Source organism: Bacillus sp. FJAT-28004 (assembly GCF_001280845.1).
Classification (GTDB): Bacteria; Bacillota; Bacilli; order Paenibacillales; family Paenibacillaceae; genus Pristimantibacillus.
The window spans coordinates 4,243,697-4,267,973 of sequence record NZ_LGHP01000001.1; the positions used below are offsets into that span (position 1 = coordinate 4,243,697).

General features: G+C 47.6%; 22 protein-coding genes and 1 pseudogene. 13 read left to right on the top strand and 10 right to left on the bottom strand.

The window, feature by feature from the left end; all coding sequences use genetic code 11:
* Positions 1-478: 478 nt before the first annotated feature.
* The 4 genes from AC787_RS18475 to AC787_RS18490 form a co-directional block, all read right to left on the bottom strand.
* Complete coding sequence (locus AC787_RS18475) at positions 479-973, bottom strand: glutathione peroxidase (protein ID WP_054026125.1); 495 nt, start codon at positions 971-973, stop codon at positions 479-481.
* Positions 974-1,146: 173 nt separating this feature from the next.
* Positions 1,147-1,635, bottom strand: a complete 489-nt coding sequence (locus AC787_RS18480) for a hypothetical protein (RefSeq protein ID WP_054026126.1) — start codon at positions 1,633-1,635, stop codon at positions 1,147-1,149.
* An 85-nt stretch (positions 1,636-1,720) separates the two neighbouring features.
* On the bottom strand, positions 1,721-2,698 hold the full coding sequence (locus AC787_RS18485) for an aldo/keto reductase (protein ID WP_054026127.1): 978 nt from the start codon (positions 2,696-2,698) through the stop codon (positions 1,721-1,723).
* Between the two features lie 38 nt (positions 2,699-2,736).
* On the bottom strand, positions 2,737-3,192 hold the full coding sequence (locus AC787_RS18490; RefSeq protein WP_054026128.1) for a MarR family winged helix-turn-helix transcriptional regulator: 456 nt from the start codon (positions 3,190-3,192) through the stop codon (positions 2,737-2,739).
* A 203-nt stretch (positions 3,193-3,395) separates the two neighbouring features.
* Here AC787_RS18490 and AC787_RS18495 point away from each other — a divergent pair, with 203 nt between their 5' ends.
* The 3 genes and pseudogenes from AC787_RS18495 to AC787_RS33330 form a co-directional block, all read left to right on the top strand.
* The gene (locus AC787_RS18495) at positions 3,396-3,632 is read left to right on the top strand and encodes a DUF6953 family protein (protein ID WP_054026129.1); all 237 of its coding nucleotides are present in this window, start codon (positions 3,396-3,398) and stop codon (positions 3,630-3,632) included.
* A 224-nt stretch (positions 3,633-3,856) separates the two neighbouring features.
* Complete coding sequence (locus tag AC787_RS18500) at positions 3,857-4,222, top strand: IDEAL domain-containing protein (RefSeq protein ID WP_054026130.1); 366 nt, start codon at positions 3,857-3,859, stop codon at positions 4,220-4,222.
* 106 nt (positions 4,223-4,328) lie between these two features.
* A pseudogene (locus tag AC787_RS33330) lies at positions 4,329-4,496 on the top strand (helix-turn-helix transcriptional regulator); the annotation flags it as partial.
* A 64-nt stretch (positions 4,497-4,560) separates the two neighbouring features.
* Here AC787_RS33330 and AC787_RS18505 read toward each other — a convergent pair.
* From AC787_RS18505 to AC787_RS18515, 3 genes are all read right to left on the bottom strand, one after another.
* On the bottom strand, positions 4,561-5,550 hold the full coding sequence (locus tag AC787_RS18505) for a 2,3-diaminopropionate biosynthesis protein SbnB (protein ID WP_152970651.1): 990 nt from the start codon (positions 5,548-5,550) through the stop codon (positions 4,561-4,563).
* Positions 5,551-5,623: 73 nt separating this feature from the next.
* Entirely contained in the window at positions 5,624-6,571 is a 948-nt protein-coding gene (sbnA, locus tag AC787_RS18510; protein WP_054026132.1) for a 2,3-diaminopropionate biosynthesis protein SbnA, read from the bottom strand.
* Between the two features lie 13 nt (positions 6,572-6,584).
* The gene (locus AC787_RS18515) at positions 6,585-7,829 is read right to left on the bottom strand and encodes a hypothetical protein (RefSeq protein WP_054026133.1); all 1,245 of its coding nucleotides are present in this window, start codon (positions 7,827-7,829) and stop codon (positions 6,585-6,587) included.
* Positions 7,830-7,990: 161 nt separating this feature from the next.
* Between AC787_RS18515 and AC787_RS18520 the strand changes: the two genes are divergently transcribed.
* Positions 7,991-8,818, top strand: coding sequence for a YheC/YheD family protein (locus AC787_RS18520; protein ID WP_235561007.1), 828 nt, complete (start codon positions 7,991-7,993; stop codon positions 8,816-8,818).
* Positions 8,819-8,888: 70 nt separating this feature from the next.
* Here AC787_RS18520 and AC787_RS18525 read toward each other — a convergent pair whose 3' ends face one another.
* A complete protein-coding gene (locus tag AC787_RS18525) occupies positions 8,889-10,601 on the bottom strand; it encodes a PucR family transcriptional regulator (RefSeq protein WP_152970652.1) in 1,713 nt (570 codons plus the stop codon).
* A gap of 177 nt (positions 10,602-10,778) precedes the next feature.
* Here AC787_RS18525 and AC787_RS18530 point away from each other — a divergent pair, with 177 nt between their 5' ends.
* The 6 genes from AC787_RS18530 (at position 10,779) to AC787_RS18555 (ending at position 17,688) form a co-directional block, all read left to right on the top strand.
* Positions 10,779-11,540: an ABC transporter ATP-binding protein gene (locus AC787_RS18530; RefSeq protein ID WP_054026135.1), complete on the top strand. Its 762-nt coding sequence runs from the start codon at positions 10,779-10,781 to the stop codon at positions 11,538-11,540.
* Positions 11,541-11,581: 41 nt separating this feature from the next.
* The gene (locus AC787_RS18535) at positions 11,582-12,436 is read left to right on the top strand and encodes an ABC transporter permease (RefSeq protein WP_054027135.1); all 855 of its coding nucleotides are present in this window, start codon (positions 11,582-11,584) and stop codon (positions 12,434-12,436) included.
* Between the two features lie 57 nt (positions 12,437-12,493).
* Positions 12,494-13,561, top strand: a complete 1,068-nt coding sequence (locus AC787_RS18540; RefSeq protein WP_054026136.1) for an ABC transporter substrate-binding protein — start codon at positions 12,494-12,496, stop codon at positions 13,559-13,561.
* Between the two features lie 209 nt (positions 13,562-13,770).
* Positions 13,771-15,162, top strand: coding sequence for an allantoinase (locus AC787_RS18545; RefSeq protein WP_054026137.1), 1,392 nt, complete (start codon positions 13,771-13,773; stop codon positions 15,160-15,162).
* A 19-nt stretch (positions 15,163-15,181) separates the two neighbouring features.
* Positions 15,182-16,468: an allantoate deiminase gene (allC, locus tag AC787_RS18550; RefSeq protein WP_054026138.1), complete on the top strand. Its 1,287-nt coding sequence runs from the start codon at positions 15,182-15,184 to the stop codon at positions 16,466-16,468.
* Positions 16,465-17,688: a pyridoxal-phosphate-dependent aminotransferase family protein gene (locus AC787_RS18555; RefSeq protein ID WP_054026139.1), complete on the top strand. Its 1,224-nt coding sequence runs from the start codon at positions 16,465-16,467 to the stop codon at positions 17,686-17,688. Before allC ends, AC787_RS18555 begins: the two co-directional genes overlap by 4 nt.
* A 105-nt stretch (positions 17,689-17,793) precedes the next feature.
* On the opposite strand, the gene AC787_RS18560 is transcribed toward AC787_RS18555, so the two are convergent.
* A complete protein-coding gene (locus AC787_RS18560) occupies positions 17,794-18,408 on the bottom strand; it encodes a PH domain-containing protein (RefSeq protein WP_054026140.1) in 615 nt (204 codons plus the stop codon).
* Positions 18,409-18,932: 524 nt separating this feature from the next.
* Here AC787_RS18560 and AC787_RS18565 point away from each other — a divergent pair.
* The gene (locus tag AC787_RS18565; protein WP_054026141.1) at positions 18,933-20,372 is read left to right on the top strand and encodes an amino acid permease; all 1,440 of its coding nucleotides are present in this window, start codon (positions 18,933-18,935) and stop codon (positions 20,370-20,372) included.
* A 150-nt stretch (positions 20,373-20,522) separates the two neighbouring features.
* On the opposite strand, the gene ytxJ is transcribed toward AC787_RS18565, so the two are convergent.
* The gene (gene ytxJ, locus AC787_RS18570) at positions 20,523-20,861 is read right to left on the bottom strand and encodes a bacillithiol system redox-active protein YtxJ (RefSeq protein ID WP_054026142.1); all 339 of its coding nucleotides are present in this window, start codon (positions 20,859-20,861) and stop codon (positions 20,523-20,525) included.
* 199 nt (positions 20,862-21,060) lie between these two features.
* On the opposite strand from ytxJ, the gene AC787_RS18575 reads away from it, so the two are divergent.
* Entirely contained in the window at positions 21,061-21,636 is a 576-nt protein-coding gene (locus tag AC787_RS18575) for a TetR/AcrR family transcriptional regulator (protein WP_054026143.1), read from the top strand.
* 76 nt (positions 21,637-21,712) lie between these two features.
* Entirely contained in the window at positions 21,713-23,947 is a 2,235-nt protein-coding gene (locus tag AC787_RS18580) for a YhgE/Pip domain-containing protein (RefSeq protein ID WP_054026144.1), read from the top strand.
* Positions 23,948-24,277 lie beyond the last annotated feature (330 nt).

The window sequence follows — 24,277 nt, forward strand, 5'->3', positions numbered from 1 at the left end:
TGAATTAATTGGAAATTGTGAGAATCTATGCTTGAATAAATTGGTCAGAAGGTCATGGGCAGACTCATTGGCCGGTGGCTGGTTGGTCTGCATTGCAGTTAGTGCAATGGGAGTGTTTCATTTGGAGAAGTCGTCATCGTAGGTTGTAGTTATTGCAATAGAAACAGCAAAAGCAGCTCATTTATCGCTTATATCCTAGCGTTCTGTTGCAAATTTGCAATGTAGCTGCCAAGTATGGCTTTCATGTTAGGTTTCTATTGTATGAACTACATTAGAACTGTTGGCTTGCTAAAGTGTGATGTCTATTTGATAGCGAAAGAGGCAGAGGGTAGAACTGTTCAGTAAGGGCAAAGTGGAATAGACCGTCTCATCATCCCGAAAAAAGAAGCTTTCTAATCCACTTGCTAAGTGGGGAAGAAGGCTTCTTTTTTGCGTGAATGTTATCTGAAGCGGTTTATTGAAACCGTCATATTCGGTATTAGGCGTGTGTAGGAACTCCTAGAAGCTTCTGTACATATCCTTCGATTTTCTCAGGCGTATCCTTCGATCCGAAGCGCTTTAATACTTTGCCGTTCTGGTCGACAAGGAATTTGGTGAAATTCCATTTGATAGACCTCGTACCGAGGAAACCACGTGCTTCATTCGTTAAGTGTTTGAATAAAGGGTGAGCATTATTGCCGTTCACATCGATTTTTGCAAATAACGGGAACGATACTCCGAAATTGATTTCACACGCTTCTGCAACCTTGCTGTCTTCAGATAACTCTTGATTGGCAAATTGCGAGGATGGGAAGCCGAGTACGGAAAATCCTTCCTTGTTATACGTATCATGAAGTTTTTGAAGACCTTTGAACTGCGGCGCGAAGCCGCATTTGGTAGCTGTATTCACGATGAGCATGACCTTGCCTTTATAGGGGGCTAGAGTCTGCTTTTCGCCTCTAATTGTCTTTACTTCAATATTGTATAAGGACATAGGAAACAACCTCCATTAACCGATTTTATATTTATTATAATTCAATTGTACTCAATCTAAATGGAGGTGTCAAATGAAATGTATAGGGTACCTTTTTCGTGACCGGAGGATATCGTGCTCGGGCTGAAAAGAATAAGAGGCTGCCCCTATTGGTTAGGAACAGCCTCGTGTTATTAATAAATGACTTTATATGCGCCCGACTGGAGAAGCAAAGCTTCAGCGGCAGTCTCGGAATCAGTATCGGCCACTAGCAAATATCGTCCTTGCTCAATGGCTTCTCCACATTCTTTAGTGTGTTTATCGGGTATGCCGATATCATGCAGCACATCCTTGTTGCTTAACCCCTGATCGAGCTCAGCAGCTCCTGCAACAATGCCTGCTGGGTTGCCATTCACTCCAGTGCTTCCCGGAGTGTAGCCCCCGGCCGCAAACGGCGCGACACCGATGGGCGTAACCACTCTAGCGTTGTTGAGTTCTTGCGCTTCTCGGATCTCATATACTTCCTCAATAGGAGTATTCGTCTCTGCTGCAAGTAATGGAGCTGATTCCTTGTTCTTTACTACAATACGCAGATTATGCTCATTCGTCCTCGTCGCTTGAAATCTTTTGATTGCTTCCAAGACACCTTCTTCTTTCTCGAATATACCGATGGCCACCGTCATGGTGAGCCCTCCTCTCGCATCTCAGCTGGAATGAGGTTACATCTACTTATACCCTCCACTCCTTGCTTTGAATCGGGAGACTGACTTAACGGGATGTAAATTTCGAAGCTTCACTAATTTCGTTGATTTCATCTATTGTCAGCTTGAAGCGCATGGCTTTCACATTTTGCTCGGCATGATGAATTTTTGATGCGCCCGGAATCGCGAATACGGTATTACCGTGAGCATGGATGAGCCAATTTAACGCTATTTGCGTTGCAGTAGCCTCATAACGGACAGCCATCTGCTCAAGCGAATCAATAAGCGGCTTAGAACGTTTTAGGCCATTCGTTTGAAAAGCCGGGCTCCATTTACGAGGGCCACTAATGGCTTTGACCAGCGATGGATCATGATGGAACTTCCCGCTTAATATGCCCTGTTCCAGTGGAGAATAAGCAATGATTGCACATCCAAGCTCCTGTGCCGTCTCGAGGATACCATTTTGCTCGATGCGACGGTCAAGCAAGCTGTATTTCACTTGATTGGAGGCAAGCTGCAAACCGTGCTCGCGCAAAACGCGATCAGCCTCGCGCATTTGTTTAGCGGAGAAATTGCTTACGCCTATATTTTTGATTTTACCGGCAGCGGCCAGCTTCGCCATTTCCTTCATCTCGCTGCTTACTGAAGAGAAGGAAAAGGGTTGATGTACCTGATACAAATGGATCGTACGCCCCTCAAGCAGTTTAATTCTCTCATCAATCGTACGCCCAATGCTGCTGGCGGTGCGCAGTATCGGCCACCATTTGGTCGCGATATAGACAGGATCTTCCGCTGGAATGGTCTCCCGCAAAGCGCGAGCGAGCAGCTGCTCGGATTGACCTTTCCCGTAAATTTCAGCGGTGTCGAACCAGTTGATGCCGCCTTCGTAGCTTGTTTTGACGATATCATTAATGATTTCACCCTTCAGAACGGGCCAAAACTTCCCGACGAGCCCTTTGCCATTGCTGAATTGCCAGCAGCCGAGGCCGAGCGGAGATAACTGCAAATTCGTCTGGCCAAATGGCCTAACAATAGGTAGTGTCATGGCTTGCTCCCTTCAGAATAGAGGATTGGCAGCTTTCTTTATCGACCTTCCTTAGCTGCACTTTGCTGTATTCGGTTTAGGAATTGATGCATAAGCTCAAGCATCGCAGCGCCTTCTTCAGGTGTGCCGTCAAGCTTGCATGCGAGCTGATAAGGAATATCGATGGCTTGTTCCTTCAAAGCTCGGCCTTGCTCTGTAAGCTCTACCAGCACGCTGCGCTCATCGTTGCGGTCACGCGTGCGCGTAATATGTCCGGCAGCCTCCAGCTTCTTAAGCAGAGGGGTCAAAGTGCCCGAATCCAAATAAAGCTTGTTGCCAAGCGCAGTTACCGTCACATGGTCCTGCTCCCATAGTGCGAGCATCGTAACATATTGTGTGTAAGTAAGGTCGATCTTCTCGAGCATAGGGCGGTACAGCTTAGTAATTTCTCTGGAGCACGCATAAAAGGCGAAGCAAATTTGATTGTCGAGTTTTAAAATATCGTTGCTATCCATGTTGTTGTCCTCCGTGGGAAGGTGAATTTGTTTGTCTTAACCGTAATGAGCAAGAGTCTAAGTTTAACAAAATTAAATTGTGATAAATATAATATAGAGGAATGGACAAGACACTGTCAATGCGCATATGAGCTCACTATATTGATGAGTGATGATGAAGTATGCTATAGTTACAGCGTTTATTTAATGAAGGAGTGAGAGCGATGTCGCATACTGCTAATGAGGTTGCAGAATGGATGCTGAACGAATTGAAGGAAAAAGGAATTTTGCATCAAAGCGCCGCAGTAGAGCATATAAAAAGCCATTTTGGCGAATCGTTTATATATGTGAATGAGCACGGCAACGCTTCAATCGACAAAGAAGTGAAGAAAGTATTCCGTAAGCTGCATAAAGGGAAGGCGGCTTGGGAGAGAGACGGTTTTTTCTGGGGCTGGAGCTAAAGCGCAAAGTAACGTAGTGAGAAGCTGGGCGTTAAAGCCGAAACGTCCAATTCTCATGAATAACTTGACAAAGGTAACTGTAATCATTAAACTTACAGTATGGAAGTCACCAATAGGACGTTGCTTGATCGTAAGTGAAGCGTCTACTTTTTTAAAGCAAGTGTACCGAAAAAAGTTACAGTTAACGGGGTATTCTTACTATTAGGGATAGGTGGTGTTTGAAGATGAAATTCAACATAAGCGATTGGGTACAAGGTAAAACAAAAGATGGCGAGCTCATTCATGGTTTTGTCGAAACCATCGATATTTTGCAAGGGTTTGTAACCGTGAGCGTTGTAAAGTCGGATAACGAGGAAGTTATAGGGAAAACCGTTGCTGTTCGTTCATCATGGCTCAAAAACGTATCCGATATTACTATAAATGATGCACAGGTTTTTCAAAATGCCATTGACTTAGCTTTAGATACTTGGGATGAGGCTTGGTTTATGGAGCTGACGAATGCAAAGAAAGCTAACGAGGAAGCGGCTGAGGCCGGAGAACGTTCAAAAGTGTATTCGTTTCCGGTCAATCGACTTGGTCAATCTGCTTAAACCGAGCAGGCCTGCCCATAATAACAGAATATCACTAACAAATAAAGGATGATGCCATGCGCGCTGCTGGTGTCATCTTTTTTTTGTTGTTTGTAAATATGTAACCCAGCTTCGGATGGAGAGGGCGAAAGAGCTGCTGGTTGATCCCGATATGAGCGTGACGCGGGTAGGCGAGCTCATCGGTTATTCTGATGTCAGGCACTTCACGCAAGTATTTCGGAAATATTGCGAGAGTACGCCGAGCCAGTATCGGATGGAGAAGAAGAGTATGTGAGTGGCGAATGAATGCTCCCAGTGAATGGTATGGCATGATGATTGCCAGACTGCTGCTGGGAGCATTATTTGAGTTGTAATCCGATCCCGAGCGCTTGCGCGCGCTGGACGAAATAATCGGCTACCGCCATATCAAACACGGCCATACCCATCGGGCAAAATAATACGGGCTCCGAAGCCGGTAAACTCGCCAGTGCTCCGCGGCATACAACATCGGTTAAGGAGCTAGTTTGTGCCTCTGTTAAACCGCTCGTAAGATGCAGCAGCTCAATGTCGGTATTCTCGCGGCAAACTTCATCCCAATCGTCAACGATAATCGCGTTAATGCCGTTTATGGCTGCTGCTGTATAATCCCGCAAGGATACATCAAGGAGAAGAGTGCCTTCAGCGGGCGGAATATCGATATAACGTTGAGAGCTTACCGTACAAGTAATAATGAGGTTGCATTCTTTATATAGCTGCTGCCAGCTGCTCGCAAGTCGCGTGCGGCGGCGCAGAGTGTCTTGGGCAGCAATAAGATCAGGGCTATCCAGCTCGCATCCGCGAATATCATACACTTGTATGTCCTCTAAGTGCTCCCCAAACAATCGGCAGCACATATCGTAATGAAGCCGACCTACGGGCCCGAAGCCGATGATTCCAAGCTTCAAACGCTTTGAAGCTGCGCGCGCCTTCAGATAATGGCGGATTAGCAAGCCGCTGACTGCCGCTGTCCGAGCAGCACTCGGCAGAGGGGTGCCTATCATAGCGTAAGGAATGCCGGTATCGGCGTTGTTGAGGAGCGTAACGCTGTGCGCCCTTGGCAAGCCGGCGTCGATATTCCCAGGAAAGCTGGCGATCCACTTGATGCCGGCAGCTTGCACGGAGCCGCCGATGTAAGCGGGCATGGCAATGATTCGATTAGCTGGGTTACGGTAACGCAGGTAGGGCTTTATCGGCTGTGCATAATCGCCTGAATCGATAATTTGCACCGCAACCTCAACGCTGTCAACAAGCTCTTCCCAATGCAAACCGATGGTGCGAATATGTTCATCACCGAGATATAGCACGGACATGATCCTCTCGTTTTTAGATTACGAAGTGAATAGATACCATTGTATAGATTTGACGACGAACGTCGAAGTGGTATCAGCCAAATTGCTGCTTTACCCACTCATCGTTGTATACGGTATCCATGTAACGCTCGCCGCGATCATGTATAATAACGGCGCATACGGAATCATCCGGCAGCTCGTGCTCGATCGTTTTTAAGGCATGGATAATTGCACCGGAGGATGGTCCTGCCAAAATGGATTCCTTCGCAACGAGCAGCCTGCAGCCATCAACCATATCTTTATCAGCTACCTTTATAGCCTGGTCCATAAACCTCGTCTGGGCAAAAGGAGGTATGATTCCTGTTCCAAGTCCAGGGAATCGACGATTGCCGTTTACTCCGCCAAAAATAACGCTTCCTGCCGCATCGACTGCTACCACTTGCGTTGAAAGCTTGTGATCGCGCACAAATTGCGAGCAGCCTAACATGGTGCCACATGTGCTGACGCCGCCGACGACAAAATCGACATGACCCAGCTCTTCAATGATTTCGCGCATCGTCCCCTCATAGTGGGACAGATAGTTATTCTTATTCGCATATTGGTTCGGCCAGAAGCTGTTCGGAATGCGCTCTAGTAATTGTTGAACGCGATTTAATCTTGCTGGCAGAAATTCTCCTGTTTCAGCGTCCGGCTCATCAACGAGTTCGATCTCGGCACCATAAGCACGCATGATGCGGATGTTTTGCTGTGTCGCTTTTGGATCGATGACGCTGACGAATTTCATACCGAGATAGGAGCAGATTGCGGCGAGACTAATGGCCATATTCCCAGAGCTGGACTCGATGATGACGGAGCCGGGTCCGATCAATCCTTCATTCCATGCGTTATTAATAATTCGAGCGGCGGAGCGGTCTTTTGCGCTGCCACCCGGGTTTAGCAATTCGAGCTTTGCGAATACCTTAATACCGCGATCGCTCGCAAACAGCTTCGTGAGCTGAACGAGCGGCGTATTCCCGATAATGGACAACACATTTTTCTCCAAAGGCGAGCACCCCTTAAGAATAAATTTTTTTGGATTTCACTGTCCCGCGTTCAAGCTGTTCATTTTCCGCTGCGCGTGTTACCGAAATGCCCTCAAGCATTCGATTTTGAATCATTTGACCAATCTCACCAATTTTATGCTCGATAGCATGCTGAATATGAACAAGCATTTCATCTTTTAACGATTTACTCTGAATATGAACGAACAGCTTATTATCGCGGAGCCTTACTCGAAGCGCGGCATCATGAATGAATTGGTGTACGACACTTTCGATATCATATAGGCTAATTTTCTCCCCATGCTTTAGATCCGTGCCGATTCGCTTGGAGATACAGCTGAAGCACTGCCGTTCCCGGCCATCAATGCAGATGGTTTGGAAATCACGCACGACGTCATAGGTTACGTATCGAATGACTGGGAATAACGTGCGCACATAAGAGGTTAATACGAGAACTGCTTCGTTTTCTTGCAGCGGCTCAAAGCGATCATCGATTTGCTCTGATGGAAGTGCCTCGGCATGAATGCCATCAGCAATGACATATTGCCCAAGCTCATGAGAATAGGAGGCGATAGCTCCAACTTCAATCGAGCCATAGGTGTCTAAAATATGCTGTGGTTCGATTCCGAACCGTTCGGTCATGTTGTGCTGCCAGTAGAGCGGGGCGATCTCGCCGACTAGTATTATTTTTTTGATGCCAAAAAGTTTCGGATCTTCCGAGTTAGAGACGATTGCGTCCAAAATCGATGGCATCGTATAGAGAAGCTCTGGACGCGTGGATTCCAGCTTCGCAATATGTTCTTCGATCGGCAGCGAGAAGGATAGAGAATCCGCTTCTAAGCCAAGTCGGTCAAAGATTGTCATCGCCGTGTTTGCTGCATGCCCTGTGCCCATATCGGCTAATGCTTTATGAATGGGAGCGGGGTGCTGATTAGGAGTGCTAGTGGCAGTGGCGGTTAGCCATTCCTGAAAGCAGGCTGTTTTTGCGTCAATGTAGCGCTCGTCGTCTTCCTTTGAGTAATAAATCGCCTTGCGAACGCCTGATGAGGTGCCCGAGGTTTTGTAAACGGACAAGCCATCCTCTTCTCTGGCTTCACCGGTAAAATAATGCTGCTCCAAAATGTCCGACGTGATGAGCGGCAGCTCAGATAACTGGCATGTTTGCGGATCTATTGCATCCTGTTTAAGGAGAGTTTTGTACCATGGGTGATGATGGCATATTCGCTTGATATGCTGATGAAGCTGAGTTAATGGTGACATTTGACGTTGAACCTCCTAAAGGACAAATATCTCGCATGATTGCGTTAATTAAGCATATGTCGTTTGCGCTTCTAGGTTCTGATTATGGGGACAACAGCCTACATCCATTTCGTTCAAGGTTCGTATGCTAATAGGAGTGAATAACAAAGTGGAGGGATCTTGTGAGAGAGAGTGTGGCTTCTATATCGTCTAAGAAGAAACATAGCCGCAGTGTTGCGGATAAGTGGGCCAAATCGGAAATGATGCAACGTGATTCAATATTGAGGGAGTATCTGCCTCCAGCAAAGCGCATGACAAAGCAGAGCTTGCGTGAGATGCTGAAACGGTGGGGTATGGTATACGTGAAGCCGATCAGAGGGTCGCAAGGAAACGGTGTGATGAAGGTGGAGTTGGGCGAGGGGAAGGCGCGATGCTATAGGTACCAGCTTGGGAGAAAGAAGTTAGCTTTTTCCTCTTATAAAGCAGCTTATCGGTCTATTTTGAAGGATACGAGAGGGAAGGGTTATCTTGTGCAAAAGGGTATTCGCTTGCTGAAGCATAAGGGACGCCCGTTTGACATACGCCTCGTGGTACAGAAGTCGCCGCGCGGGGTTTGGGAAGCGACAGGAACTTTAGGTAGAGTAGCTCATCCTCATAAAATAGTAACGAACGGCAGTCAAGGAGGGACGATTTACCCAACGGCGTTTTTGCTGAAACGCTATACGAGTGCATCACTGAAGCGGCGCATGTTGAAGAAAATGGATAAAATTGGCTTAATTACAGCGAAACGCCTCCACGATAGGTATCCTGGCATCAAGGAGTTAGGCGTTGATCTTGCGCTTGACCGCAAGCTTAAGCCTTGGATACTTGAAGTCAACACTGTGCCTGATCCTTCCCCGTTCTCGCTGCTCAATGACCGATCAATGCTTCGTAAAATTGTGCGCTACGGCAAGGCTTATGGGAAGACCTACAGGGTCAAAATTAAAAAAGCGAAGCGCGGGGTTAAGTAAGATGTTGCTGGTGAGCTAGCTCAAAATATCGCTGTAAGAGCACATATGCTCTTACAGCACCAAAGTAACATTAGTCTACCAAGAACAGCGACTCCATCGAGAACGCGGTGCGGAAGCGAAGGCTCTCGACGGGATCACGCAGATCGCGGCCGGTGAGCCTTTCGCATTTTTCAAGGCGATAGGTAACGGTGTTGCGATGGACGAACAGCTGCTTCGCAGTCTCGGCAAGCTGACAATGCGTATCGTAAAAGGTGCTGAGCGTCTTAAGTAAATCGCTGCGTTCCTTGCCTTCAATGTCTAACAAATCCTTGAAGGTCTCCTCGTAATACTCCTTAAGCTCTTCCTTCGGAATCATCCGAAGCAAATAGTTGAAATCCTTGGCGCGGTAAGGTTGAATGAACTGCTTCTTTCGCGCATCGTAACCTGTTTGCAGCGCCTCTATCGCTTCTTTGTAAGATAAAGGGATGTGAGTAAGTTGTGATACCGGATTACCGATGCCAATCGAGATCGGAATACCGTGCTGCTCACTTAGGTAAAGGACCATTTGCTTCAACTGCCCCAAAAATTTATTTTCCTTGCCCTTGGCAACATCTTGGCTTGCTTTCAGCGCGATAAGGAAGCAGAAGTATTCATTTTTCGTAAAAAGCACAAAACGCAAATCAAGCTTTGTAAATTCGCTTTTCAGCAGATTGTAATGACGATCGCGCTCTGATATGAAGCGGCCATCTGATTCAAGCGCGCTTGAGGGACGAAAGGAATCAAAAGAGGTGTCGCGCTTAGCGACAATGCTGACGTAAACAGGATGATTCAATAAATCATAATTTTTACTGCGATGAATAAGCTCTTGCTCTGAGGTAATGAGGCCGTCGACAAAGTCGGAGAAAAATTCATTTTTGTAACGTCGCGACCGCTCTTTGACTGCTTGTTTTTTTATGAGCTCGAGTCCGATGACGTTAGCTGCTTGTTCCATCGCATGTTTCGTCAGGTTGCTGAAGTGTTTGCTGCTATCACTCGTCAGAACAATCAATATGCCTTCTAGTTGAAAGGTTACAATGGGGTACAGCTCAGCTGCCGAAAAGGGTGTGTCAGTGAAAGAAAGCGGAGTGAACGGGATGCTGTAAGAGCTATGCAGAGAGGGTGAGATCAGCTCTGCTTGAAGCTCAGACGACAATTCGAGATAAAGTTCCTCTGTCATAGAATTTGAGTGATACAACAGTTCTCCTTGTGGATTCGTCAGCATGACTGGGGAATCAATAAGAAGGGACAACGCTTCAATGACGTCGACCGTGCTCTTACCCTGCATGATCATTTGAGAAAACTGTTTATGTGTCGTCAATGCGTAATGAAGCTCATCGGTACGCTTCTCCAAAATATGACTAAGTGAGTCGTTGCATATATCTCCAAGTGATTGCTCGAGCGACAGCTCGATAATCGGAAATTGCAGCTTCTCTGCACACTGGAGCACATCGCTCGGCACCTCCTGCAAAAAACGCTTGGTTTTGATAGCTAGACCAGCACAGCCGACCTCGGCCATGCTTTTGACGAGCGACAGCAGCGCTTCTGGCTGATCCTTCATCGCATAACCCGTCGTTAGAAGCAATTCCTGCGGTTTCAAATAATTAATAATATCAGGAGCGTCCATGATGTTGACCGATTGGACGCTATTTGTCATGCCGTTATGCCCGGCAAGTATTTTTGCATTCGCGTATATAGGGAGAGAGAGAAGCTCTTTAAGAAGCATGACAACACCGCCAATGGTTTTTTGTGTTAGATTATATGACACAATATATCATCTATGCAGCGAGGTGTAAATATAGGATTGTGCAGGTTATTCAATAAATACGGGATATTTTTAGCTACGTTGCACAATGACAATGACATGGATTCGGATTATGATGTAGCTACAAAACAAATTCATGTTATATAACCTGACAACAATAATGGATTGGGGTTGGTAAAAATGAAATTAGTAGTGAATCAGGTTGGGAAGAGCTTTGGAAGCAGAACGATTTTGAAAAATGTAGATCTTACAGTTAACTCTCACGAGTTTATTTGCATACTTGGCCATAGCGGATGCGGCAAGTCGACGCTGTTAAATATGATTGCAGGTTACCTACTGCCTGATGATGGTGCTATTACAGTGGATGGAGAAGAAATTAAGGGGCCTTCCAAATCACGAGGAATGGTATTTCAGGATCATGCATTATTCCCATGGATGACCATAAAGGATAACATTGCCTTCGGCCCAGAGGTGCAGAAGATGCCTAAAGCACAGGCGAAGGAAACGGCAATGGAGTTTCTGAAGCTGGTAGGTTTGGAACAATATGCAGCTCATTATCCTGGAGAGTTGTCGGGAGGCATGAAGCAGCGCGTAGGTATTGCAAGGGCGCTTGCGAGCAAGCCGGATATTTTGCTTATGGATGAGCCGTTTGGCGCACTGGACGTACTGACACGAGAAACGATGCGAGTGGAGCTGCAAAAGATTTGCAGTCAGCTCAAACCAACCATTCTATTCGTGACACACAGCATTAGCGAAGCGGTGTACTTGGCTGATCGTGTCGTTGTAATGAAGCATGGTGAAATTGCAGAGATTTTTGAGGTCGGAATCAAGCATCCGCGTTCTTCTCATTCTGCTGGTTTCGGTGAAATGATGAGCCGCATTGAACGGGTTCTCATGGATGAGGAGCATCTAGAGCTGGCGCAAGCAAAGGTGGGGTCATAATGAATGGTGCAAAATTAACTACCGTGAAGGACACAGGAACCATGCAGGCTTCACGGCCGGCAACGACAGTAATAAGCAAGCAGGCGCGAGGCAAGCGTCCATCTGCAATCCATCAGTTTTTTCAAAAATACAACATACTCCCATCCCTCTTGTTTTTCGTTTTTTGGGAGCTGTTCTCTAGAGTGAATGAAACAGCAAAGTTTTTTAATCCTAACTTTCTTCCTGCACCAACCGTGCTGCTGTCGGAGGGCTGGGAGCTGGCGAAGACGGGGATTATTACAGACAGCTTGATTTCCAGCACGATTCGTATTGCGTTAGGTTTTGTCATTGGAAGTGCAGTGGCAGTGGGGATTGGTGTCATCATGAGCAAGTTTAAAACGGTGGAACGGTGGTTTTCACCCATTCTCAACTTGGTTGGCCCGATCCCGACCTTAGCGCTCCTGCCCTTATTTATTATCTGGTTCGGTATCGGCGAGTTTCCGAAGGTTCTGCTTATTGCGTGGACGACGTTTATCCCGGTGCTGGTGTACACACTTGACGGCTTTAAGTCAGTACCTTCAACGCTGATCCGCTCCGCGCTCAGCTTGGGTGCGACGGAGCGGCAAATATTTACGAGAGTAATGCTGCCATCCGCAATCCCGAATTTTCTCGTTGGCGCACAGGTCAGTCTCGGTTTATCCTTCTCCGCGCTCATCGTCTCCGAAATGATGGGTGCAAAGTCGGGACTGGGCTACATCATTGTAGATGCGAGAAATTATTTTAAAATATCGAATATGTTCATTGCCATCATATTGATTGGCTTGGAATATAGCTTGTTCTCTTATCTGCTGAAGCTGGTTGAGAAGAGAGTAATGGCTTGGCGTAAAGGCGGACTTCGAGATGCCATCGAGAAGTAACGCTACATACGGAGCCGGAGCAGTACAACTAAAAAGAGATAAGTGGAGGGAATACCAATGAAAAAATCGGGAAAATGGTTTAAATCAGCAATTATCCTCACATCGTTAACCTTTGTGCTTGCTGCTTGCGGCGGCAATGAGAAGGCGCCAGCAAATGCAAATGCGCCAGCTTCCACAGAGCTGGAGATGAAAGATCTAACGTTAGTTGGTGTTCGTGATGCCCAAATCTCATCGCAGCAAATTATTGCCGACAAACTTGGTTATTTCAAGGAAGAGGGACTTAACGTTACGAGTCAACTGATCGAGAGCGGGCCGGACATCGGACCGATGGTTGCCGGAGGCAGTGCGCCGGTAAGTATTCAAACGAACTTTATGGATATTATTTTGAAATCAACGGATATTCCGGTCAAGATCATTGCCCCACTCGCACAAATTGCCGGCACGCAAGCTGTTGTGGGTTCGAGCAAGCTTGAACTGAAGAGCGCGAAGGATCTTGAAGGCAAAACGATTGGTATTCCGAGCGGAGCTGACGTTACGATTGCGATCAACAATATGGCCAAAGAGCTTGGCGTAGACGCCAGCAAAATCAAATATGTAAACCTTGCGCCGAGCGACGCGGTTGTTGCTTTGGAGAAGGGTGACATCGATGCACTGGCTGCTTGGGAACCGTTCATTACGAAGGCAATCCAAGGCGGCGGCAAGTTCCTCTTCAGCGGCACAAAAAGCGAGCTGCCTGACAAGCAAGGCGATGTGAATTGGATGAGCGTGCATACGACAATTCAAGTTTCGGATGATTTCCTTAAGAAAAACCCGAATACGCTGAAGGCTGTACTGCGCGCTTTGCAAAAAGCGACGAATTACATTAATGACAACCGTGAGGATGCTATTAAAACATTAGCTCCTGAGCTCCACCTAAGCGAGGAAGAGCTAACACAAATCATGTCACGCAATGTGTATTCGATGGAAGTTGGCGATACCTATGTGAATGGAAGCAATGGGCCCGCTGTCGGTGAGTACCTGAAATCGGTTGGCAATATCAAATCGATTCCGGCACCAGCTTCCTATCATGATCTAAGCCTGCTGAAAGAGGTAGATGCAAGCCTAATCGTGACAGAGCTCAAGTAATTGAAGGCTGATAGAGAATGTTAATGGGTCGAAAATGACTGTTTTGCAACTGTTTTGCACACGGATAGTGGAAGGTAGTTAATCGGGCCGCGGACCTCGTTGTCCGCGGCCTATTTATTTAAAGAGTGCTCTTAGTTGCTTTACTATTTGGCGGATTCGGCTCATAAACTGCATCAGAGTGATTGGGCAAATGAAAGGCGGAGGGCAAAATGGTCGGACGAGATAAGCTGGATATGCTGGATGTATGGATCAAAAACGGCAGCGTCGTATTGAAAAATGAGGTACGGATGCTCGACATAGGAATAAAAGCAGGACGGATTGTTGTGCTCGGCGAGGATCTAAGTGGCATTCATGCAGATTCAGTGGTGGATGCAACCGGCCTGATGATTATGGCTGGCATGATTGATGTCCATGTCCATCTCAACGAGCCGGGCTTAGGGGAATGGGAAGGCTTTGAGACGGGGTCTGCAGCTCTTGCGGCTGGGGGCTGTACAACCTATGTTGATATGCCGTTGAATGGCATTCCGCCTACAGTTACTGTGGATGCTATGCAGCAGAAGCTAGCTGCTGCCAAGGGTCGTTCTTATGTGGATTATGCCATCTGGGGCGGATTAGTGCCTGGCAAGCTGCATGAGCTTGCGCCTCTGCATGAAGCGGGAGTTGTTGGTTTTAAAGCATTTATGTCATCCCCGGGTGATCCGAGTGAGGATGCATTCCGTGAAGTGGATGATTACACACTGCTCGAAGGCATGAGAATAATCGCTGGTCTCGGCAAGGTGCTCGCTCTGCATGCTGAGAGCGAGCCGATTGTTGCTAAGCTTGGTCTGGCTATGCGGGCGGAAGGGCGGTTGACACCGGCTGATTATGTGGCTTCGCGGCCTATTATTGCTGAGCTGGAGGCGATTAATCGGGCACTCTTTTACGCGGAGCAAACGGGCTGTGCACTTCACTTTGTTCATATTAGCAGCGAGGCGGGTGTTAATTTGATTACAGCTGCGCGCGAGCGCGGGATGAACGTCTCGGTAGAAACCTGTCCGCATTATTTGGCCTTAACGGCGGCGGATTTGGATCATAAGGGAGCGGTAGCTAAGTGCTCTCCGCCGCTGCGAGATGCTGGGGAGCAGGAGAAGCTTTGGAATGCCATTGCAACAGGGCGTGTCGATATGGTTTCGTCGGATCATTCGCCTTGTCCAGCTTCGATGAAGGAGGCGGACAACTTCTTTGATGCTTGGGGCGGCATTGCCGGCGCGCAAAGCTCGGTAGAACTCATGGTCGGAGAAGGGCATGTGAAGCGGGGGCTGCCGCTCACGCTGATCAGTGAGCTGCTGGCGAGTGGACCGGCAAGACGATTTGGTTTACAGGCTTCGAAAGGTGAAATACGAATCGGCGCAGACGCTGACCTTATTCTGATTGATTTGAACAAGTCCTATAGACTGGAAGCGGAGCATTTGTATCAACGCCATAAGCATAGTCCATATATCGGTGAAGAGCTACGCTGCAAAATAAAGGCTACTTATTTACGCGGTCATCAGGTGTATGAAGAAACAGTAGGAATAAGCGAGAGCAAGCAGGGCGAATGGGTTAGGCAACAGGCCCAATGAAATGGAAGGAGGAGCAGCTATGGTGCGAAGTGTACTTTCCCATCCGAGAGAGAAGGAACGGCTATTATCGTATTTTGAGACGCAAGTGATGCAAGTATTGAATTGGCTGGCAACCTATAGCCCGGATGAAGAAGGCGGCATAACGCGGCTGCTTTATACCGACGGATGGCTTAAGACGCAGCAGGCGCTTGCGGTCAAAATGGAAGGCTGCGGTCTAACAACAGAGTTTGATAACGTTGGCAACTTATTCGGAAAATTACAAGGCGACGATCTGGATGCGCCTTCTATTATAACAGGCTCACATATCGATACAGTTATTCAAGGCGGGCATTATGACGGGGCCTATGGGATTGCAGCGGGTTTGCTGGCGCTTGATTATTTGCAGAAGCAATTCGGCAAGCCGAGGCGAACGCTGGAGCTTGTATCCCTATGCGAAGAGGAAGGAAGCCGGTTTCCGATGGCCTACTGGGGCTCGGGCAGCATCGCCGGAAAACGTAACTTTGAGCAAATTGTGCATTTGCAGGATGCTCATGAGGTGTTTTTTGCGGATGCGATGAAGCAATGCGGCTTTGGCGAGGGAACCGGCAGAGATAGTCGCCGTCACGATATTGGCGCTTTTATTGAGGTTCATATCGAGCAAGGGGCAGTGCTGGAACAGGAAGGCGTTGCTATCGGTGTAGTAGAAACAATCGCAGGCCAGCGAAGGCTGAAGTTTGAAGTCATTGGCGAATCGAACCATGCGGGAACTACTCCGATGCATATGCGCAGGGATGCGCTTGAGGGTGTTAGCGCAATGATTGGGGCTCTGCGTCAAGAAGCCATTCGGCTCGGATCGCCATTAGTGGCGACCGTTGGCAGACTGCAGGTGCATCCGAATGTACCAAATGTCGTTCCGGGTAAGGTTGTATTTACAGTAGATGCGCGTCACGCCAATGAACAAGAACTTGATAGCTTTTGCCGATGGGTCGTGCAGGAGTTTGCGGCATTGGCGGGTGAACGGCAGCTCCAAATGCATGGAACGGAATGGTTTAGGGAAGAGCCGGTTCCGATGAATGGCTTGCTCAAACAATATATGGACGATGTATGTGGCAAAATGGGAATTTCCTCGAAACGAATGGTTAGCGGAGCGGGGCATGATGCCCAGATGTTTGAGCATATTTGTCCGACTGCCATGTTATTTGTTCCAAGTAGACGAGGCGTTTCGCATTCACCGGAGGAATATACCGAGCCTCGTGATCTCGCGGTTGGTGTACTCGTCTTGACTGAGCTGCTATATCGATTAGGTTATGAGGGGGAGAAGCTATGAAGACTTACAGGGATTTGGCGCCGTCGCCGCGCACGATTATGACTCCAGGTCCGGTCGAGGTTGATCCGCGGGTGCTGCGGGCGATGTCTTATCCGATACTGGGGCAATTTGATCCAGAGTTTACGGCATTAATGAATGAAACGATGGAAATGCTGCGCCAATTATTTAAGACCGTTAACGAATGGGCATTCCCGGTCGATGGAACGTCAAGGGCGGGGATAGAGGCGGTGCTTGTTGGCTTGATCGAGCCTGGCGCTAAGGTACTTGTGCCGATTTATGGACGATTCGGACATTTGCTGACGGAGATTGCGAAGCGCTGCGGCGCAGAGGTTGTGACGCTGGAGAAGGAATGGGGCACCGTTTTTACAACAGAGGAAATTGTTAATGCCATAAAAGAAAATCAGCCTCACGTTGTAGCTCTTGTGCACGGTGAGACATCGACGGGAAGAATGCAGCCGCTTGAAGGAATCGGTCAAGCATGCAGGGAAGTGAACGCACTTTTTGTAGTGGACGCTGTTGCGACAATTGGCGGTATTGAGGTAGCAACGGATCGGCTGCTCATCGACGCCGTAATCGGCGGCACGCAGAAGTGCTTGTCGGTACCGGCGGGTATGGCGCCGATTACGTACAATAAACGGGTAGAAGCCAAGCTGTTAAGCCGTAAAAAGGTTGAAAGAGGGCTGCTTCTTGCTGATGAGGATGATCCGCTTCTACGTCCGATACAAAGCAACTACTTGGATCTAAGTCAGCTGCAGGATTACTGGAGTCCGGCGCGGCTCAATCATCATACGGAAGCTACGTCGATGCTTTATGCGCTGCGCGAAGGGCTGCGGCTCGTGCTGGAGGAGGGACTAGAGGCTCGTTTTGCCCGGCATCGCGAGCATGAAGGGGCGTTGATTGCTGGTTTAGAAGCAATGGGTTTGCGGCTCTATGGCGACCCTGCCTGCAAAATGACCGTGGTTACCTGTATTGAAATTCCATCTGGGGTAGACGGGGAATCCGTTAGATCGATGCTGCTTGATCATTACGGCATTGAGATCGCCAGCTCCTTCGGACCCTTGAAGGGGAAAATATGGAGAATCGGCACGATGGGCTACAGCTGCAGCAAGCGAAACGTGCTGCTCACACTTGGTGCGCTGGAAGCGGTGCTGCTGCGTCATGGTCATCAGCTGGAAGCGGGGCGAGCGCTGCAGGCGGCTATGGATGTTTATAAGATGTAGGCTAAGTAGTTTTCCTCTTATTTTAGTATCAAAAAGAACGTCCCTTTGCCATGAGCAGAAGGACGTTCTTCTTCGTTTTCCTATCGTATGATATTGATCTCAAAATTAGTTGTTGATATAACGCTCAAAAATAGCGCCAAAATCCTTGATGCGATACTGTTTGTGGGTATTTACGAGCCAGTTGAACGCGGATTTGTTCAGTCCGTCGAACTGCTCGACGACGTTGAAGTCGCCTTTATGGAATTGTTGCAATGTCGTGGATGCAAGATCGAGACTGCGTCTTGCATATTCAAGCGAGATTTCGTTCTCGCGTGTAACTTCAGAAATTTTGATGAGCGCTTTATAGAGGTCTTTCAGCTCCTCGATATGCTTCTTGTTGACATCTATGGAGAAGGGAACTGAACCAATCGTGAACTTGATTTCAACATCAAGGTCGACGGTGCCTGCTGTTTCCAATGCAACCTGCGAAATTTGGTTAGCGCTGTAGGAGTAACGCTTCAATATCCGTTTTTTGCTAAGTGCGCTTTTGCCGTCAAGATGAATGAGTGCAAGGTTTGTGAAGCAATATTCGTCGGTTTTTGACTTAATGAGAAAATAGATTTTCTCATTATCCTCGTGCATGACGTAATCGTCAGCATCGGCTTTGCTGAAATCTGCAGGTTTGATGATCGCGCCAATATCACTTATTCCAAGCGCGTCTGCGGCTAATTTTCCAAACATGGTACCATTCCTTTCGAGTTGCATTGAATTCATACCTATTCATTATATATTAAAAAATGGAAATTATGATAGTCCGTTTGTCGTATTTTGGCGCAGTACGTTGTACTTTATACAACCTGGAAGCCTTCTTACCGTCACCTCCAATGCTGCGTTGTAGATTCTACAATAGAAGTTCCTCGATTGATCCTTTTTTTCTTTTTGGCGGCTGTTTCTGTTGTATTTCTGCAGTGTAGTCGCTTAATTCGAGTCTCATGTAAGGTTTCTATTGTACTTTATGCAACAGAGGTAAGAGATAGTTGGTTTCGGTGCTTGGAGTATCTCTGTGACTTCGAATCCTTTGAACGATACTCTTCGATCATAGGTCTAGTGAAGTTTTGTCCATCGGATGGATAAAATACGGAAAATTCAACAAACTGAGGAGATGAAAAGCGTGTATGTAGTGGAGTGCGGCAGATGCAGTAAAAAATGATGCGACACAACGCGCTAACAATAAGAATAACAGCTAAGAATGGAGGAACGCGTCAATGAGTGAGCAACGAGATGACTCAAACACGCTGCGCAGAGGTCTGAAGGCTCGGCACATGACAATGATATCGCTTGGAGGTTCCATCGGTACGGGCCTCTTTCTTGCAAGTGGCGGCGCCATTCACTCTGCGGGCCCGGGAGGCGCGGTTCTTGCTTATTCCCTTATCGGTATTATGGTGTATTTTCTAATGACGAGCTTGGGGGAAATGGCTACCTATATGCCTGTGTCGGGTACGTTCAGCACCTATGCAACCCGTTTTGTTGATCCCTCGCTTGGATTTGCTCTTGGCTGGAACTATTGGTACAACTGGGCGATAACGATTGCTGCGGAGCTCTCTGCGGCCACGCTAATTATGAAATTTTGGTTTCCGAACAGTCCATCTATTTTATGGAGCGGTTTATTTCTATTGTTGATGCTAAGCCTTAATCTTCTATCTGTTAAGGGTTATGGCGAATCGGAATACTGGTTTGCGATGATCAAAATTGTAACGGTGATCGTGTTTATCGCTATCGGTTTGATGATGGTGATTGGTATATGGAATGGGAAGGCGGTTGGCATCAGCAATCTGACGGATAATCCGTTTCCTGCCGGCTTTCTCGCTACGTTAGGTGTTTTTATGGCAGCTGGTTTCTCCTTTCAAGGCACGGAGCTGATCGGAGTGACGGCCGGTGAGAGTGAGAATCCTCGCGAAAATATTCCACGCGCCATTCGTTCGATTTTTTGGAGAATCCTCTTGTTCTACATATTGGCTATATTGCTAATCGGCATGCTGATCCCGTATTCAAACGAACACCTGGCGAGCGGAGACATTTCAACGAGTCCGTTCACGATCATTTTCGAGAGAGCGGGGCTGGCGGTTGCTGCTTCGATAATGAATGCAGTCATTTTAACATCGGTTTTGTCAGCTGGCAATTCTGGTATGTATGCCTCTACTCGTATGCTTTGGGTGCTGGCGAAGGAGGGTAAGGCACCTCGCTTTCTAGCACGACTGAACGTACGCGGAGTTCCGGTAGCAGCGCTCCTCGCGACTGGGGCTCTTGGCATGCTTGCTTTTCTAGCTTCCTTCTTCGGCGACGGCGTCGTCTACGTTTGGCTGCTGAATGCGTCGGGGATGTCTGGTTTTATCGTTTGGCTTGGCATTGCAATTAGCCATTATCGCTTTCGCAGAGCCTACCTATCGCAAGGCCACAAGCTTGAAGATCTGGCCTACCTGGCCAAATGGTTTCCTTTTGGGCCGATTCTCGCTATGCTGCTCTGTATCGTTGTGATTGGCGGTCAGTTTGTTGGCGCCCTAAATGATGGTCGCATCGATTGGGCTTATATCGTCGCTTCCTACATCGGTATCCCGATGTTCCTCGCTATCTTCATCGGCCACAAATGGAAGCATCGCACCCGAATGTTGACACTAGCAGAGTGTAAGCTCGATCCGGAGGGATAACGGATATGCGATGAGCTGAGTTTATTTTTTGATCGCAATCGAGAAAGTGACCGTTTTATGCCTTTAGTATGAAAAAAGCTTCCAGCCCTATGCGCGATGGCACAGGGCTGGAAGCTTTGCTTCAAAATATTAATAGGCCTGTATCTAAAATTAGTCGAGTACAGCTGTAATATGAGCTTTAGTAATCGACCAGTGGGATGTCGTCCACACTTTTTCTTTTTTCTCAATAAAGATAATTTGCGGGGATTCATGTTTTACAGACGTGTCTTCCGCAATTTGGTTGGAGACCGGACGCGACTCAATGACCTTCACGAGAACGTATTCTACGTCTTCTCTTGGTTTTCCATCGAGGTATTGATTAAATTCTTGATGAGCGTTCGCGCTAACCGGGCAAGTTGTGCTGTGCTTGAAAACAACGAGTGGACGAGTAGCTGAAGCTTCGTAAACGTTGTTCCATTCTTCAATAGATGTAATTTCTTTGTATGACATAAGGGAAACACTCCTTTTGGTAGGTTTGGACAGGCCTCGATGACCGTGTTCACTTATTATATCGTTAATTAAAGTGTAAAGTCACCTCGCAGCGTAAAAGTTGTGATTTAACTATTGCAATATGGAAAACGCCATGCTAAGATACATTATACGAAATGACCGAATTGGTTTTTTGGTCAGTTGTTCAGGAGGTGACAGGATGGCGGTTGACCGACGGCAGCAAATAATCGATGCGGCGACAAAGTCGTTTGCGTTATTCGGATATAAGGCAACGACGATGGATCAGGTTGCGAAGATTGCTAACGTAGGCAAGGGCACCATTTACACATTTTTTGCGAATAAGGAAGTGCTGTTTCAGGAAATAATGAATCGAATGATTCAAGATATGAAACATGTTGCAGAGCAGGTTGTTGATCGAGAGAAGAAGTTTTTCGATAACTTGAATGCTGTGCTTGAGCAAATGTTTGATTTCCGAGAGCAGCATGAGCTGGCGATGAAGCTGGCACATGAGGTGAGGGAGATCGGCACGCCGATGGCGCGCGAAGGTATTGAGCAGCTGGAGAGGGCAGTCGTAAGCTACATTCAACAGGAAGTGCAGCGGGCGGTTGATAAGGGTGAACTTAAACCATGCAATCCGCAAATGACTGCATTTATTATGCTTAAGATGTATATGGCGCTCACGGTGGATTGGAAGCTGAGATATGAGCCGCTGGATAAGCGTGGGGTTTCTGAGCAGATGAGTTTTTATTTGCAGGGAGGATTGGCTCCGGAGTAGATCAGGTGCCTTTTTTTTCACCATAAAATGACCGTATGAGGAATATGGTCAATTAGTAAATAGGAGAGTGAAGTACTTGAAGTTGAGAGGCATACAACAATTTGGTGAGGAACTAGCGGCAATTGCTCGTAATAAGAAGGTGCTCATAGCGGTTATCGCGGTACTGGCCATTCCGGTCTTATATACAGCGATGTTTCTTACGGCATTCTGGGATCCTTATGCGAAACTGGCTGATCTGCCGGTCGCAATAGTTAATGAAGATAAAGGTACAGAGTTTAATGGCGAGAAAATGCAAATCGGTGCTGATTTTGAGGAACAGCTGAAGAAAAATCCGAAATTTAATTGGGTATTTGTAAGCATGGAAGAAGCGGAAAAGGGGCTTGCGGATAATAGCTACTATATGGCAATTGAAATTCCTGCAGACTTCTCGGAGAAGACGACTTCTCTCACTTCCGATAAACCGATGCCGGCACAGCTCAAATATGTTCCGAATGAGGGTTATAACTTCCTAGCTTCTCAAATCGGTAACACGGCAATCGATCAGCTCAAATCATTATTGAACAAAGAGGTAACATCAGCTTATACGCGTACCGTGTTCGAACAAATGGAGCAATTGGTTGATGGAGTTGGTCAAGCGAGCGATGGTGCAGGTGAAATCGCGGAAGGCACGACGAAAGCGAAGGATGGCGCGGTACTTATTGAGCAAAATCTGAGCAAGCTCGTCAGCGGTTCATTGACGCTGCAAGAAGGTGTGAGCAAGCTTGAAGCAGGCGGTCAGAAGCTGGCTTCAGGAAGCAGTGAGCTTAACAGCGGAGCTGCTAATCTTGCAAGCGGGCTAGGCCAACTTGGCACCGCGCAGAAGCAGCTTGGCGATGCAGCCGCATCGCTTGGTGAAGGCGTGAAGAGCGTTGGGACTGGCGCTGTGAAGCTGAGCGCGGGATTGTCGGAGCTATCGGGCGCTGGTGGTCAACTGGCGACGAGTGCAACAGGTGCGCAGCAAGCAGCAGGACAGCTAGCTGGCGGACTTGACGCTGCGGCTTCTGGGACGGCTGAGCTGGAGGCTGGTGCAGCTAAGCTGGCGAAGGGGCTCGAGCAGCTTGCTCAGTCTGATTCAGAGCTTGCTCAGGATGCGAACTTTAAAGCGCTGCTTGCAGCTAGCAAGCAACTAGAGGCTGGTTTGGTGAAGTCCTCAGAAGCTCAGCAGCAATTGAATGGTGGAGCAACCAAGTTGAATGAGGGTCTTGTGAAGCTATCTGCAGGACTAGGCACATTCGATGCGAAGCTGAAGGATGCTGCGACGGCTGGTAACCAGCTTGGAGCAGGTGGAGAGAAGCTTGTGGCTGGTGCAAATAAGTTTACGAGCGGTATGCAACAGTTTGGCGTGAAGTTCAGTGAAGCAAGTGCTGGCGGCACGAAGTTGGCAGCAGGTGCGAAGCAGCTGAGTAGCGGTGTTTCTGAGCTGACAGCGGGCCTTGGACAACTGTCGACGAGTATCGTTCCTTTCGTTGATGGCTCAACGCAGCTTGAAGATGGCGCGCAGCAGGTAGCTTCCGGCTTGCTTAAGCTGGATGAAGGCACACATGAATTGTCGGGCAAGCTAAGTGATGCATCTGACAAGACAGCAGGATTAGAGCTTACTGACGACATGGTGGATATGTTTGCAGATCCAATCAAGCTTGATGTTGAAAGAGTAAATGAAGTACCGAACTATGGTACGGGTTTTGCGCCTTACTTCCTATCACTTGGTCTGTTTGTAGGTGCATTGCTTATTACCATTGTATATCCGGTACGCATTCCTGCCATTCGCCCGCCGAATGCGTGGAGTTGGTTTGCAAGTAAGGCGTTAACGCTTGTTCTGATTGGTACGATCCAAGCGCTTATTGCTGATGCGGCACTATTCTTTATCCTTCATCTCGAAGTACAAAGTGTTCCGCTATTCATTATGTACTCCATTTTGACTAGTATTGCTTTTATGATGCTCGTTCAGTTCTTCGTGGCAACGCTTGGCGATCCAGGTCGCTTCGTGGCAATCGTCGTATTGATATTCCAATTGACGACTTCCGCAGGTACGTTCCCGCTTGAACTTATTCCGAACTGGCTTCAAAAGGTAACGCCTTGGCTGCCTATGACTTATACAGTGGCTGGCTTTAAGGATGTTATCTCTACCGGTGATTTTGATTCGATGTGGAAATACGCAGCTTTGTTAGCTGGTTATGCGGTATTGTTCGCGGCATTGACGCTTACTTTCTTTATCGTTACTCACCGGAAAGAGAAAAATGCAGACATTGCAGCAGCACCGACTATGTCTTAATGGCTATTATATAATTGAAAGTATGATTGAAGCCGGCCCTCGTGGCCGGTTTTTTTTGTGTTCCCAGCTGTGGCGCTTTATGCAGAGTTTACTAATCTCTAGTCGATATCCTTGTAAGGGCTGAGAAATGACAGCCCAGTCACAGGCTCATTGCGTTAGAATAGCGCAAGAAGATGCATATTACGTATATAACAGGATGGTGTCGTAATTGTTCATTTGCATCTCTAATCGTAAACAACATCTTAGGTCTACATTGTAGTTTATGCAATGTACAAGGCTTCCAAGCGGCTTCACTGTCGTTACATTGTAGAAAGTACAACAGATTTCCTT